Source organism: Nocardia sp. NPDC049190, assembly GCF_040648115.1.
GTDB lineage: Bacteria > Actinomycetota > Actinomycetes > Mycobacteriales > Mycobacteriaceae > Nocardia.
Genome location: NZ_JBEZDE010000019.1, coordinates 57211 through 71840, shown reverse-complemented (window position 1 = coordinate 71840; position 14630 = coordinate 57211). Strand labels below are relative to the sequence as shown.

Genomic DNA, 14630 nt, shown 5'->3' with positions numbered 1-14630 from the left:
GGCGGCTTCCGCCGGGCCTGCAGCGCCGCGATCAGCGGCACACGATCGAAACGCTAGATTGGTCCTCGTGTCGGCGCCTCTGGAAGCGGTCAAACAGACCATGCGAACGCGCTGGCCGCTGTACCTGACATCGATGCTGCTGGCGAACGCTTTCGGCGCGGTTCTGGTGTGGGCGTTCATCCAGTATGGGCTGCCGGTTCCCGAGGGCGAGTCCTCCGATGCCCGACGCACCGGCCTGCTGATCCCGGCCTTGGTCTTCGCGACCGGTGGCCTGCTCAGCGTGGCCGCCTCCGCGCTGATGCTGCGTCCGGTGATGCGCTGGCAGATGCGCGGCGGCCCACCGAGCCGCCAGGAGCAGATGGCTGCGCTGCACGCGCCGCTGCGTCAGGCGATCCTGCATCTGGCCTTGTGGCTGATCGGCGGCGCGATCCTCGCGGCCGTGATCATCGGGGACACCCCCGCGTTGGCGAGCGCGGTCATCATCACCGAATGTATGGCCGCCACCATCGTGTTCGGCTTCACCTACATGCTCGGCGAGCGCATTCTGCGCCCGGTCGCGGCCCAGGCGCTGACCGAGGGGACCTTCGACCACACCCTCACCCCGGGCGTCGGTACCAGGATGGCGATGACCTGGGGTATGGGTACCTTCGCGCCGACCATCGCCATCGTGCTGCTGTGCGTCACCCAGATCTCCTCGGAGGTGAAGTTCTCCGCCCAGTCGCTGGCCATCTCCATCCTGCTGCTGTGCGGCGTGGTGATCATGCAGGCCCTCGCGCTGTCCATGCTCACCGGCTCGAGTATCTCCGACCCGATACGCCAGCTCAGCCAGGCCATCGACCGCGTCCAGGGGGGCGCGCGCGATGTGCAGGTCGAGGTCTTCGACGGCAGCGAGATCGGGCTGCTGCAGGTCGGCTTCAACAGAATGATGGAGGAGGCCGCCAAGCGCCGTCAGCTGCAAGAACTGTTCGGTCAGCACGTCGGCGAGGAAGTCGCGCAGCGCGCGCTGGACTACGGGACCGAGCTCGGCGGCGAGACCCGGTTCGTCGCGGTGCTGTTCGTCGACATGGTCGGCTCGACCGCGACCGCGGCGGAACGTCCACCGACCGAGGTGGTGAGCCTGCTCAACGAATTCTTCCGCATCGTCGTCGACGTGATCGACCGCCATCACGGGTTCGTGAACAAGTTCGTCGGGGACGCGGCGCTGGCCATTTTCGGCGCGCCGCTCGACCGGCCGGACGCGCCGACCGCCGCGCTGGCCGCCGCGCGCGAACTGCGAGGAGTTCTGCGAGAAGTTCCCGGTCTCGATATCGGAATCGGCGTTTCCGCGGGCCTCGCCGTCGCCGGAAATATCGGTGCCGCAAACCGTTTCGAATACACGGTGATCGGAGATCCGGTCAATGAGGCGTCCCGGCTCACCGAACTGGCCAAAGATCGGCCGGGCCGAACGCTGGCCTCGGGCAGCGCACTGTATTTCGCCGAGGAAAGCGAGCAGGACCAGTGGGAGACCGGCGACGAGGTCCAGTTGCGCGGCCGGCGCAGGAAAACGCTGTTGGCCTGGCCGAAAGACGGGGCCGACGCAAGCGCCCGTGCGGACGTCGAAACGGCGCGTTCGTTAGGCTGACCGCGTGACGGCCAACGGGGAGATGGCAGGAGAACCTGCGCCGCCGCCCACGGCGGATTCCCACCGTGGCAAATTCTGGTGGGTCAAATGGGTGCTCGGCGTCGCCCTGCTGGCATTACTCATCGGCGAGGGCGTCTATCTATGGCCGCGGCTGCACGAATCGTGGCGAAAACTCACCGAAATTCACTGGGGCTGGGTGGCGGCCTGTATCTGGCTGCAGGTGTTGTCGATGAGCGGTTTCGCCAGGGTGCAGAAACAACTGCTCAACGCGGGTGGCGTCGCGGTGAGTCAGCGCACATCGGTCGCGGTGGTCTACGGCGCCACCGCCATGTCGGTCACCTTGCCCGCGGGGCAGGTGTTCTCCACCGCCTTCACCTATCGGCAGACCCGACGGTGGGGTGCGAGCCCGATCGTCGCATCGTGGCAGCTGGTGTTCTCCGGCGTGGTCGCCGCGGTGGGTCTTGCGCTGCTCGGTGTCGGCGGCACCCTGCTGGCCGGTGGCCGAATCGGCCCGTTCAAGCTGATCCTCTCGCTGGCCGCCGTCGTCGCGCTGGTCTGGGCGGGCAATCACGTCTCGCACAATCCGGGTGCGCTGGAGGCCCTGCTGCGCAGGCTGCTCGCGCTGGTCAACCGGATCCGCAAGCGCCCGCCGGACCAGGGCGCGGGCAAGATCACGGAGATGCTCGGCCAGCTGGAATCGGTCGACCTCGGCAAACGGGACGGCGCTCTGGTCGCGCTGTGGGCGCTGATGCACCGCGTCGCCGACGTAGCCTGCCTCGGCGCGGCCTGCTATGCGGTGGGCGCCGATCCACGCGTTGCGGGCCTGTTGCTCGCGTTCGCCGTCGGCAAGGCGGTCGGCTCGATCCCGTTCGCGCCCGGTGGCATCGTCTACGTCGACGCGACGCTGATCTACGGTCTCACCGCAGCCGCGGGCCTGCCTGCCGCGCAAGCGGTCGCCGCGGCATTCGTGTACCGGCTGGTGAGTTTCATCCTTGTCGCGGTCGCCGGCTGGATCCTGTTCCTGTTCCTGTTCCGCACACCGCAGGCCGACGACGCGGAGTTCGAAAAGGAATTCGAGCAGCGACGACTGTGAGCATCCACCCCGTGTGCGCGGTCGCACCGGGCGCGGCGGCATGTCCGCATTAGGCTCTCCCGCGTGAGGAAACTGGTACCGCTGATCGCGGACGCGCTGCTCGTCATCCTCTTCTGCGCGATCGGCAGGCGTAGCCACGACGAAGCGATATTCGCCGGACTCTTGCGCACCTTGTGGCCTTTCGCGGTCGGACTCGCACTCGGCTGGGCCCTCGCCGCCGTCTCGGTCGGCCGGATATTCGGCGAGATCGGCCGCGACGCGCGCTTCGACGGTACCTCCCCGTGGCCGAGCGGGGTTCTGATCTGGCTCGGCACCCTGGTCGGCGGAATGGTGTTGCGGGTGGTGAGTGGCCAGGGCACGGCGTTCAGTTTCGTGCTGGTCGCGGGTGCGGTGCTCGCGCTGTTCTTGATCGGCTGGCGCGCGGCGGTCCGAGCGCTGACCTGATCACGGGTCCGGGGTGGCAAGTGCCTGCAGCATCCGGGCCGCCATCCGAGCTGTGGCATCGCCGCTGTCGACGTCGTCGATATGCACCGCGAAGGCCAGGTCGCCCATGATCCCGATGAGCCATCCGTTCGAACCGGCGGTGGTGGCGAACGCGCTGACATCCCGGTAGCGCCGCACGCTCGCGAGTTCCGGTGCGTTCGTCGCGTCGCGCAGTTTCGCGCGCAACTGATCGGTCGCCTCGGGTGACAGCGGACCCAACTGAGCATCGGTGGTGCCCGGCCGGGCGACCTCGATCATCGGCAACGGCACCGAGCCGCGTGCGATGGCGGCCGCGGCAATCGCCATGCCGAACGGGCTGGCCAGTACCGCGTCCGAGCCGCCGCCCTGGCGCACCTGCTCCGCGCTGCGTCCCGCGATGGCGATCCGGCCGGTCACCTCGTCCATGCCGGGCACCTCGACATCGATGCCGACCCCGAGCGCGGTCGCGGTCTCGGCCGCTTCCTGCACCAAAATGTCCTGTGGCGCTTTGCCTTTGGCCGCCGCGGCGACGATGCGGAACAGCTCGATATTTCCCCCGACCGGGTAGAGCCCGGTGTACGCAACCGACCCGTGCTCGCTGGCCTGGCTGTTCTGCGCCGTCGCGACCACCGCGCCGCTGGAGGGCTGGATCGCCACGATCGAGGCGGGTGTGCCCACGCTGACCACCGCATCCTCCGCGGCGCGCTGCAGCCGCTGGTCCATGGTGCCGGCGATGTCCGGTCCCGGCGGGCCCTGCTGGCCGGCGAGCTGGCTGATGAACCGCCCGTCCTGCTCGAAGAGCTGCACACCCCACCCCGAGTGCTCCTCTTGGCTGTCCTGCTGCACCTTGCGCAGCGCATCCAGCATCGGCGACCAGACCCGTCGGTCAGCGGAGATCAGCCGCGGCTGCTTCTCCATCACCACGCCGGGAATCGGCGCCATCCGCGGTTCCAGGATGGCGAAATCGCCCTCGCGCAGATTGACCGCGATCACCGGCTTGCCCTGCGCGGCGGCAAGTTGCTGCATCAGCGACGGCCCGGTGATCAGCGGCGCTACCGGCTCGATCGCCTTGGCCAGCGCGTCGGTCGAGGCGACCGGGTTCGAGGTCTTGGCGGGGTCGAGCTTGATCACGTTGATGATCTGCTCGGTCATCAGCGGCTCGCCGACGATGTCGTTGACCCGCGGCGCGGGCGACGGCAACGTACGCACCAGTTGGACGGTCCGATTGTGCGCCAACTGCGGCATGACGATGGCGGGCTCCCAGGAGATCCGCCAGCCGATAGCCAACTTGCGGACGTGTCCCTGCAGGCTGTAATTCCAGTTCTTGTGCTCGCCGAAGCTCCATTCGACGTCCATGCTGAAGATCCCGGACTCGGCATCCAACCCGATGAATTGGGTCTTCTCGTAGTCCGGCTTGCCCGGCTGGAGTCCGGTGAACATTTGCTTCAAGGTTGCCGAGGCCGCCGTGGGGTACGACGTCAGGTCTGCCGCCTTGGCGTAATCCTGATCGTCGAGCAGATCGATGAAGCGTTCGACAACAGCCTCGGCTTCACTCTGCTTGTCATGTATCCCGCATGAGCCGATCGCAACCGCGAGCAAGGCCACCCCCACGAGTGCCATAGCGCTCCGAACGCGAAAGCGGCGGGATCCCCACACATCCATATCGCCCACTCTTCACTCTTGTCACTCCAGCAACAAGACCACCGTACCTGAAATTACCAATTCGCAGCGCCTCCGTCGCAAGGACGTTACCCGTGCTCAGCATCCCGATAGTGCCCGAAACCTTCCGTCCCAGGGGACCGTTCACGATGGTTGCCCATCCACTCACCGACAACCGAAGCCGCAACGGTACCGGCCTGCCCGCAAAGTCGCGCGCTCGGCGCCGTACTCGTCCGTTCGATGCACCGAGTACCCCCGACGACGCTTTCGAAGCACCCGCGGTCGAGCGCATTTCCTGTTCGCACAGAGCGGAACCACAGACGAGTCTTGCGACGTAATCTTGTAATCAAGACAACAAAGCCAGAAGAGTAAGTAGGTAACCCGCATGAGACACTCACATCGGGGACACGGATTCGGACGATCGGGCGGCTGGCAGCAGGCCGACCTGCCGGACCCCGCGGACGTGCCCGACTGGTTCGCTGGACGATTGCCGAGTGACTGGTTCACCGCTGCGCCCATTATCGAGGTGGATCGGGACGAGATCGTCGTCATCGGCGAACTGCCGATACCGCAACCAGACAAGCAGACCGACTCGTCCGCCGGCAGCGATGAAGCCACACGGACCGACGATGTTCCGCGCGCGACCAAGGAGGGCGCCGTCGCCAGGTTCCGCGAGTCCACCCGGCCGGCCCGGATGCAGATCGCGAACGAGGCGCAGCACCGGTACCGACGCAGTGTCGCCTGGGGCGTCTCGGTGGACGGCGAACGGATCATGTTCACCCACCTGGCCGTTCCCGTCATGACTCGGCTACGCCAGCCGGAACGCAAGGTCCTCGACACCCTGGTCGACGCAGGTGTCGCCCGGTCCCGTGCCGACGCACTGGCCTGGACGGTGAAATTGGCGGGCAAACACGCGGAGTCGTGGCTGGAGGAACTGCGCGGCGCGATGCGCAAAGTCGAGGACCTGCGCTCGGAAGGGCCGGCAGGACTGTAGGCCGGTCGGGTCTAGGGTTGGACGCATGGCTGTGACCGTCGGCGCGACGCCGGGCCCGATCCTCGTCCTCAACGGCCCGAACCTCAATATGCTCGGCACCCGTCAGCCAGAGGTCTACGGGTCGGCGACGCTGGACGATGTGGTGGAACTCTGTAAGCAATCCGCGGCAAATTTCGGCAGGGAGATCGTCACCTTTCAATCGAACTCCGAAGGCGCGCTGATCGATCGAATCCATCAGGCACGCGGCGCCGAGTCGGGCATCGTCATCAATCCCGGCGGCCTCACCCACACCTCGGTGGCGCTGCGGGACGCACTGGTGATTCCGGAACTCCCCATAGTGGAGGTACACATCAGCAATGTGCACGCACGCGAGGAGTTCCGGCATCATTCCTATATCTCGCCGATCGCCACCGCGGTGATCGCGGGCATGGGCATTCAGGGCTACGCCGCCGCGATCGAATTCCTGGCACGTTCGGCCTGATCCGGACCAGTTCGCACCCGGCCCACCCGCGGACCGGTTCACCTGGACGGCCGCGGGTCCGCCATGTCGGGCCGACAACGTCGTAGTGGCCAGGCAGGTCGAGGTCTGCCCGGGCTGTGGCGTCAGCTGATCCGGAAAACCGGAAATCCGGGCGCTATGGCGGCGAGCTCCTCGTCGCTGGCGTCCTTGGTCACTCCCTCGAAGAATTTGCCGACCTCCCAGCCCCACTTCCGCAGGTAGAGCCGCAGCAGCGGCACCTTGTCGGCGTCGGCGACCTCCGTGGCGGTGAAGGCCTCGACCTTGCGGCCGAGCCGCAGCTCGCCGCCACCCGCCACCCGCAGGTTGCGCACCCACTGGGTGTGCCCACGCGGCGCGACCAGAAACCGGGCGCCATCGTCTCGAACCATCAGGTTGACCATCGTGGTCCGCCACTCACCGCTGGTGCGACCGCGCACGGCCAGCAGCCGTGACCCCATCACACTGACGCCCAGCTTGGGCAGCAGGTTGAAGATCCGGTTCATGATCGGATCCAGACCGGAGGGGCCGATGTAGCGGGTGCCAAGATCCATGACTAACTCCTTCTGTGAGCATTGCTCTCTATAGAGAGCAATAGTGCACCGCGTTGTCGACAAAGTCAAGAGCAGCGCTCTCGCTTCGCTATATCCCCAGCTCAGGAACGATGTAATGCGGCGAATCGCTCGACCGGCAGGGCTGTGGTGCGATGACAGGGAGATAGCTCGCGTGAGGAGACCGACATGGACGTCCGGTTCATATCCGACGGCACAGTGCGCTCGTGTGCGCCGACCGACCTGCCCGCGTTGCTCGATCGGCCCGACGGACTGGTCTGGGTGGATGTCCCGACCTGGGACGATCAGGCAGCGGACACGTTGACCACTCTGTTCGGGTTTCATCCTCTGGCCGTGCAGGATTCGATGAACCGCAATCAGGTCCCGAAGGTGCACCGATACGCGGATCACTTCTTTGTGGTGCTGCATGCGCCCCAGTCGGGAGCACACGGGCACGTGCACTATGTCGAACTCGACCAGTTCATCGGCGGCCGGTACCTGGTGACCGTGCACGGTCCGTTGAATCCCGCCGTCGATCCGTCGACCGCGATGGTCGAGGTGAACGCGGTGCTCGGCCGGCTGGAATCGGGCAGGTTGCGACCTGGCACCGGATTCGAACTGTCCTTCGCCCTGCTCGCGGCGTTGACGGCGCGCATGCGGGCCTACACCGCCGAATTGACCAAGGATGTCTGGAAGCTCGAGCAGCAAGTCACCGCTGGACATCTCGGTGATCCGGAAACCTTTCTCGACGAGATGTTCCGAGTTCGGCACGGTCTGCTCACCGTCGGGACGATGGCTGCGTTGAGCCGGGAAGTCTATGACCGTATGGCCACCATCGAAGCGTTCGGCGCCGGTAGAGGGCAGGAGTTGCTCCTCGACGCGGTCGATCAATTCCAACATTTGATCGTGATGGCCGGCGGCCAGAAGGACTACCTGCAGGGCACCATCGAGTTCTATCAGGCACGAACGAACACCAAGATGATGATCGCGGCTGAGCGGCTCGCGGTCATCGCGGCCGTCACGTTGCCGATTACCGCATTGTCGTCGGTGTTCGGGATGAACGTGATCGTGAACGAACGGACGCAATGGGGCTGGGTGGTCGTGATCCTGCTCGTGATGCTCGGCATGTCGGGGGCCCTGCTCATCTGGGCGCAACGCAAAGGCTGGTTCTGACCCCAGGCCTGGACACCAGTCCGCACGACAGACGCTGAGCTGCATCTTCGCCATCGCGCATGGGGTGGCGTGAGACCTGCATCACATGATTTGGTGGATACTGACCCGGCAACTTCGGCGATAGCAGACGGCGGTTCGGGAGGTGGCGGCGATGAGTGTGACGACGAAACCAGGGGAAGCTGTTCGACCCTATCCCCGACGGCTGGGGCCGAAAGGGTCCTACCTGTGGAAAATGGTCACGACCACCGACCCCAAGGTGCTCGGCACCATGTACCTGGTCACCGCGATGTCATTCTTCTTCCTCGGCGGCCTGATGGCACTGCTGATGCGCGGCGAACTGGCCAGACCGGGCCTGCAGTTCCTCTCCACCGAGCAGTTCAACCAGCTGTTCACCATGCACGGCACGATCATGCTGCTGTTCTACGCGACCCCGATCGTCTTCGGCTTCGCCAATGCCGTGCTGCCCCTCCAGATCGGCGCACCGGACGTCGCCTTTCCGCGGCTCAACGCGTTCAGTTACTGGCTGTATCTGTTCGGCGCTACGATCGCGACCGCGGGTTTCATAACCCCTGGCGGTCCCGCCGATTTCGGGTGGACCGCCTATACGCCGCTCAGCACGTTCGAACACTCGCCCGGCGCGGGCGGCGACATGTGGATCATGGGCCTGGCGCTCTCGGGCCTCGGCACCATTCTCGGCAGCGTCAATATGGTCACCACCGTGGTCTGTCTGCGCGCCCCCGGCATGACCATGTTTCGGATGCCGATCTTCACCTGGAATATTCTCGTCACCAGCATCCTGGCGCTACTCGCCTTCCCGCTGCTGACCGCGGCACTGCTCGCGTTGGCCATCGATCGACACCTCGGCGGGCACATCTACGATCCGGCGACCGGCGGCATCCTGCTGTGGCAGCATCTGTTCTGGTTCTTCGGCCACCCCGAGGTGTACATCGTCGCGCTGCCGTTCTTCGGGATCGTCTCGGAGATCTTCCCGGTCTTCTCTCGCAAGCCGATCTTCGGCTACACCACGTTGGTCTACGCCACCTTGGGTATCGGCGCGCTCTCCGTCGCGGTCTGGGCACACCACATGTACGCCACCGGAGCGGTGCTGCTGCCGTACTTCTCCTTCATGACCTTCCTGATCGCCGTCCCGACCGGTGTGAAGTTCTTCAACTGGATCGGCACCATGTGGCGCGGTCAACTGACTTTCGAGTCACCGATGCTGTTCTCGGTCGGCTTCCTGGTCACGTTCCTGTTCGGCGGCCTCACCGGTGTCATCCTGGCCAGCCCGCCACTGGACTTCCACGTCACCGACTCGTACTTCGTCGTGGCGCACTTCCACTACGTGCTGTTCGGCACCATCGTGTTCGCCACGTTCGCCGGGATCTACTTCTGGTTCCCCAAGATGACCGGACGCATGCTCGACGAACGCCTGGCCACATGGCATTTCTGGACCACGCTGCTCGGCTTCCACACCACCTTTCTCGTGCAACACTGGCTCGGCGCCGAAGGTATGCCGCGCCGCTACGCCGACTACCTCCCTACCGATGAATTCACCGTGCTGAATACCATCTCCACGATCGGCGCCTTCCTTCTCGGGCTGTCGATGCTGCCGTTCATCTGGAACGTGTTCAAGAGTTACCGCTATGGCGAGGTGGTCACGGTGGACGATCCGTGGGGGTACGGCAACTCCCTGGAGTGGGCCACCACCTGCCCGCCGCCGCGGCACAACTTCTACGAGTTGCCGCGGATCCGTTCCGAGCGTCCCGCGTTCGAGTTGCACTACCCGCATATGGTCGAGCGCGCACGGGCCGAGGCGCACGTGGGCTGGGGATCGGGCCGGCACGCCCTCGAGGTCAAGGCACGCGAGAGCACAGGCACCGAGTCCTCCTCGTCGGCGGCCGGTGTCGAGCCGGCGTCGGACAGCGAACCGAAGGCCGACTAGGTCTACTGACCGTGGACTGTTGACGCCGGCGTGGCGAGCGATCCACACCGGCATGCGGCGCGCCGAGTCCGCGCAATCGTCCATGACCGATCGTCCGCAACCCTCCCCCTCGCCAAGTGAGTCCGCCTTTTTGTGATTTGTACAAGTGCATTCGCAAGATTGCACAAAGAGGAAGTCGGATACGCCGCCGCGATAAGTGCGTCACCACGTTCGAAGCGGAAAACGACGAGACCACCTGCCTATTCGTCCGCCGTTACCGGACGGCGTCCCAATTCAGCTCGACCCACTTACGCGTCCGGTGACCGCAGCACACATCGAGTGATACGCGGGCGGCCGTGCAGCCTCAGTGCAACCCCCTGCTGCGGGGTTGGCGGCCGGGCAGAAAAAGCGGGAAAGTTCGGAGTACGAACCGATTCCCGATCAGGAGGTCGACATGGCCACTCTCGAACTGTCCGCCGGGTGCCGCTGTAATACGAAGACCAGCGCTCCGGCCACGCGGTCTCGATGCAGCACGGTTGGATGATGAACACCACCTCCTGGCAGCAGCACCGGAGACCCCCGCGAGGGCATCCGACTGCCGCCGGCGCGCACAGTTCTCCGCGAAGCCACGTCGACCCACACCGTCCCCGGCAATTTTCGGTGACCACCCCGCGTAAACGGCCTGCTGGTCAGCTCGCCACACCGGTCTCGGCCATCCCGTGACACCGGGCGGAGTTCACCACCACCCATCGGAAAGGAAGAATCCATGAAGAAGTTATTCGACATCAGAGACGCCCGCACGATGGCGTGTTGCATAGCCACCACCCCGGTGCACCACGACACGTGGGTATCGCTGTCGAGCGGAGCCGGTCATGCAAATCGTCGGTAATCGTTACCGCGCATTCGAATACACGGTGACCACGAGTGGACCGTGCGCTGTCGAACTCGAACCGGCAGCCGTCGGAGTGCGTAAGCCCTTCTTCGATTGCCTTTTCCTGACGGTGAGCGTGGAGCCGAGCGATCTCGCGCTGGCGGATATGGCCGTGCGAATCGTTCGTCGCATTGTCGCCGAGACCGATGCGGCACAGATCGTCGTCGACGGATTCGCCCACTTGCCGACATTCGATGAAGAATCCTGTGCCCCAACGGGATGGGACATGCTGTCGGAAATCGGCGATGTCTTGGATGTGTTGACAGAATTCACCGAAAGGCTGGAGGAAAACGGAGAGCGTGTCCATCTTGTGCCGTTCGGCTGGAACAAGACCTGCCACGCCGACGCATTCGAAGGCGCGGACGCGCAGCGCGTTATCCATCTGTCGGCCTGCGACACCGGTGGCGGCCGCGCTGTCACCAGTTCTGCCGGCGCGGGCGATCACTCCTCTCGCTCACGCCAACCCCTGTGGCGGACCTCATGCACCAGATCGTTGTAGCCGCAAGACGATTCGACGACGGCGGGATGCCGCCTGCGCTCGAACACCGAAACCCCGTCCCGCCCGACCATACGACAAACAGGCGATGATCACCAAAAGGGTCCGAGGAAGAAGGAGGGACGGATGAGCAGGGTGGCGCAGCGGGTCGCCGAACTCCTGAACCGGCGCCGTGTCCGTGACGTGCTCGTCCCCGGATGGATCGACCGGGACGACGTTCCCTCGGAGTTCCGCCCACACCCGCTGGCGTTGTGGCTGCGGCTGGACCTGGGCATGGTCCGACTGGCCGCGGAGGACCGGCACGATCACCTGTCCGCTCGCCACGACACCGTCCCCAGCTGGTCCGATATAGAACTGCTTGCGCAAGCGGAGAGCGAGGTCGTCTTGGCCTCCTACGGCGAGCAGTTATTCGGAGACGGTAGGGACGAGTTGGCGTGTGTCGCCGTACGCGGGTACGAGACGACCACCGGGAAAACCAGCGCGCTCGGCATCGACTTCGATGGCGGCCACACGCTGTTCCTGGACCCTTCCTGGACTTTCGGCATCCGCATGGGAAGCAGGGCGGGTGAGATCGACTGGGTGGAGAAGTACGGGCGCGATCGGTCGCCGCGATTCCTACGCCTGGCCACGGCCCGGGATGGGTAGGGCATGACCAGCCGGGCCCAACAGCAATATTCAGGACGAGTCAAAGGGGTGGGGAATGTTTGACCATCGCGCCGAAGCCGAAATCAGTGTGCTCATCGATGTCGTCGCTCGGGTCGATGCCGCGTTGGCCGACGCGGCCCGCTACCAGCAACACCCCGGCAGTGGACGCGCCCGCATCTACGCCACCGTGTTGTACGAACTCATCGTCAGCGCACGCCAAACGCACGGCCCCGACGCCGGGCGCCTGTACGCCGCTCCCATCCTCGATTCCCTCATCGAGGACATAGCCGACGCCGACGAACGGACCCTCCTCGATTTGCTCGTGCCCGAGATCGTCGCCCGACGCGTGACCGCTGTGAACTGAAAGGGAGTCCCCGCACTGTGTTCCGCTTCCTGGCCAGAACGGACACTGTGCGGGGTCGGCGGAGGCCTCGGACTGGAGCACACCTCGGTGCATCGCGACGCCCGGCGCGGAGCGCGCCGATCCAGCGCCGCGCCGAACACGACAACCAGAGGAGCCTCGCCTCGGGGCGAGGGGTCCACTCAGCGAATGGTGCCCACCCCGGGGATCAGCGGAAGATCGAGTGGGGTAATCCATCCCGGGGGCAGGTCGTTGACCGCGGGTACCGCGTTGAGTGCCCGCATACCGGTGGCCAGGCACCCCGCGACCGCTGGAGTGCGCCCGGAGCCGTCGGTGAATCGAAACGAGGTTTCCTGCGAAATCGACGGCGAACCAACAATATCCACACGATAGACGTCGTCGCGGGTGCCCGAAGGCCACTCGGGCGCCGCGTCGAGTCCGATTCGGTTGACGTGCTCGAGCGTGATCACCTCGCGGTCCTGGTACACGCCGTTGATGGTGAAGCGGATCGCGGCGACCTTGCCCGCCTCGACCACGCCCTGTGCCGATGGCCGATCCTTCGGCGTCACCCACTTGTCCCACGTGGTGGTGATGCGGTCCAATTCGATACCCACGGCGGCGGCGATCATCGGCACGGTGCCACCCCAGGCCATGATGAGCAGATCGGGCAGCTCCAACATGGCCTGGAACTCCGGTGGGTGGCCGATGCCCATCTCGAATTCGTAATCGCCCTCGTAGTCGGTGTAGTCGAGCAGCTCCGAGGCGCGCACCGACTCGACCTGACCGCACAGGCCCATCAGAGTCATCGGAAAAAGATCATTGGCGAAACCCGGATCGATACCGGTGGTGAAGCAGGATGCCTTTCCCTGCGCGCAGGCGCTGGTGATCGGATCGCGCCACACGCTCGGGGTCTGCGCCATGGTCGGCCACACCCACGGGGTCATGGCGGTCGAACACACATCGATGCCCGCGCGCAGAAAGGCAGTGATGACGCGGATGTTCTCCTCGGCGAACTGCGCGGTCGGACCGTAATGCACCACGGCATCGGGTCGCACGGCGATCAATTCGTCGACCGAATCGGTTGCCAGAATCCCGGTTTCGTCACCACCGCATAGCCGACCGGCATCCCGGCCGACCTTCGCGGGATTGCTCACGCCGACTCCGACCAGTTCGAATCGGGGATGTCGGATGATCTCGGCAAGCACCATCGATCCGACGACCCCGGTTCCCCACAGGACGATTCGCTTCTTCGACACCGGCACTCCTCACCGAGTGGTTGCTTCGCGTGGTACGGGCCTCAGCTGTGGTATTCGCCGCAGTCGACGGTCAGCGTCTGCCCGGTGACCGCGGAGGCGAGATCGCTTGCCAGGAACAGCGTGGCGCGGGCCACCTCTTCCGGGTCGGCCAGCCGTTTCAGGTCGGTGGGCTCGGCCTTCTGCCGGTAGATGTCGTCGTGGGTGAGGCCCGCCTGCGCCGCGAGCCAGTCGAAGTACGCCTTGTTCACGTCCTCGTAGATGTAGGACGGCGCGACACTGTTGACCCGGATGCCGCGCGGACCCAGCTCGGTCGCCAGCGACGAAGCCAGGTGCGCCAGAGTGCCTTTGGACAACTTGTACCCCGAATACACCGGCTCCGAATCGAACTGGACACACGAGTTGAGCATGATGATCGAACCGCGGGATTCGGCGAGAGCATCGGCGAACAGCGCCGAAAGCCGCAGTGGTGCGAAGACATTCGTCTCGTTGACGGTACGCAGGGCGGCCAGGTCTATTTGGCTGATCGGATACATCGGAGGAATCGCGAAGGCATTGTTGATCAGGCAGTCGACTCGGCCGAACTCGGCCACCGTTCGCTGCACCAACGCGCAGCGGTGCTCCTCGTCGGTGATGTCGGTCGGCACGGTCAACGCCTTGCGGCCGTGCGACCGCACCACCTCGGCCATCTTCTCCAGCCGCCGCTCGGTGCGGCTGACCAGGACGAGGTCGGCGCCCATCCGAGCCGCTTCGGTAGCCAGCGCCCGGCCCAGGCCGGGGCCTACGCCGGACACCACGACGACTTTGTCTTGCAGTAGCGGCACCGGCCGATACGTATCGGCGGATACAGACACATGCGCATGCGCGGCCTCGGACACGGCTCCTCCTCGAACCTCACAGCTGTTACAGCGTGTAACGTCTTAGGTGTGACACACTGTAACGACTTCTGCCGGTAATGACAAGGACGGTATTTC

The 14630-nt window shown here is 65.2% G+C and carries 14 protein-coding genes; 9 read left to right on the top strand and 5 right to left on the bottom strand.

All coding sequences use genetic code 11. The annotated features are described in order from the left end of the window. Positions 1-100: 100 nt before the first annotated feature. The 3 genes from AB0B25_RS18160 (at position 101) to AB0B25_RS18150 (ending at position 3158) form a co-directional block, all read left to right on the top strand. Entirely contained in the window at positions 101-1621 is a 1521-nt protein-coding gene (locus AB0B25_RS18160; RefSeq protein WP_357180582.1) for an adenylate/guanylate cyclase domain-containing protein, read from the top strand. 4 nt (positions 1622-1625) lie between these two features. Then, positions 1626-2714, top strand: coding sequence for a YbhN family protein (locus AB0B25_RS18155; RefSeq protein WP_357180469.1), 1089 nt, complete (start codon positions 1626-1628; stop codon positions 2712-2714). 63 nt (positions 2715-2777) lie between these two features. After that, positions 2778-3158, top strand: a complete 381-nt coding sequence (locus tag AB0B25_RS18150) for a DUF3054 domain-containing protein (protein WP_357180467.1) — start codon at positions 2778-2780, stop codon at positions 3156-3158. On the opposite strand, the gene AB0B25_RS18145 is transcribed toward AB0B25_RS18150, so the two are convergent. Next, the gene (locus AB0B25_RS18145; protein ID WP_357180464.1) at positions 3159-4796 is read right to left on the bottom strand and encodes an NTF2-like N-terminal transpeptidase domain-containing protein; all 1638 of its coding nucleotides are present in this window, start codon (positions 4794-4796) and stop codon (positions 3159-3161) included. A gap of 424 nt (positions 4797-5220) precedes the next feature. On the opposite strand from AB0B25_RS18145, the gene AB0B25_RS18140 reads away from it, so the two are divergent. Both AB0B25_RS18140 and aroQ read left to right on the top strand, forming a co-directional pair. Beyond that, a complete protein-coding gene (locus AB0B25_RS18140; RefSeq protein WP_357180461.1) occupies positions 5221-5829 on the top strand; it encodes a hypothetical protein in 609 nt (202 codons plus the stop codon). 25 nt (positions 5830-5854) lie between these two features. Then, positions 5855-6310, top strand: a complete 456-nt coding sequence (gene aroQ / locus AB0B25_RS18135; protein ID WP_357180459.1) for a type II 3-dehydroquinate dehydratase — start codon at positions 5855-5857, stop codon at positions 6308-6310. Positions 6311-6432: 122 nt separating this feature from the next. Here aroQ and AB0B25_RS18130 read toward each other — a convergent pair whose 3' ends face one another. Next, positions 6433-6879, bottom strand: a complete 447-nt coding sequence (locus AB0B25_RS18130) for a nitroreductase/quinone reductase family protein (RefSeq protein ID WP_357180456.1) — start codon at positions 6877-6879, stop codon at positions 6433-6435. Between the two features lie 186 nt (positions 6880-7065). Here AB0B25_RS18130 and AB0B25_RS18125 point away from each other — a divergent pair, with 186 nt between their 5' ends. Further along, a complete protein-coding gene (locus AB0B25_RS18125) occupies positions 7066-8049 on the top strand; it encodes a magnesium transporter CorA family protein (protein ID WP_357180454.1) in 984 nt (327 codons plus the stop codon). 151 nt (positions 8050-8200) lie between these two features. Then, a complete protein-coding gene (gene ctaD, locus AB0B25_RS18120; RefSeq protein ID WP_357180452.1) occupies positions 8201-9991 on the top strand; it encodes a cytochrome c oxidase subunit I in 1791 nt (596 codons plus the stop codon). 764 nt (positions 9992-10755) lie between these two features. Here ctaD and AB0B25_RS18115 read toward each other — a convergent pair. Further along, the gene (locus tag AB0B25_RS18115; protein ID WP_357180449.1) at positions 10756-11346 is read right to left on the bottom strand and encodes a hypothetical protein; all 591 of its coding nucleotides are present in this window, start codon (positions 11344-11346) and stop codon (positions 10756-10758) included. Between the two features lie 177 nt (positions 11347-11523). Between AB0B25_RS18115 and AB0B25_RS18110 the strand changes: the two genes are divergently transcribed. Then, positions 11524-12042, top strand: coding sequence for a hypothetical protein (locus AB0B25_RS18110; RefSeq protein ID WP_357180446.1), 519 nt, complete (start codon positions 11524-11526; stop codon positions 12040-12042). 55 nt (positions 12043-12097) lie between these two features. After that, entirely contained in the window at positions 12098-12406 is a 309-nt protein-coding gene (locus AB0B25_RS18105; RefSeq protein WP_357180444.1) for a hypothetical protein, read from the top strand. Positions 12407-12585: 179 nt separating this feature from the next. Here the strand turns inward: AB0B25_RS18105 and AB0B25_RS18100 are convergent, their stop codons facing one another. Further along, the gene (locus AB0B25_RS18100; RefSeq protein ID WP_357180441.1) at positions 12586-13659 is read right to left on the bottom strand and encodes a dihydrodipicolinate reductase; all 1074 of its coding nucleotides are present in this window, start codon (positions 13657-13659) and stop codon (positions 12586-12588) included. A gap of 41 nt (positions 13660-13700) precedes the next feature. Beyond that, positions 13701-14534 (bottom strand): SDR family oxidoreductase, encoded by an 834-nt coding sequence (locus AB0B25_RS18095; RefSeq protein ID WP_357180439.1) that lies wholly within the window; start codon positions 14532-14534, stop codon positions 13701-13703. Positions 14535-14630: the final 96 nt, after the last annotated feature.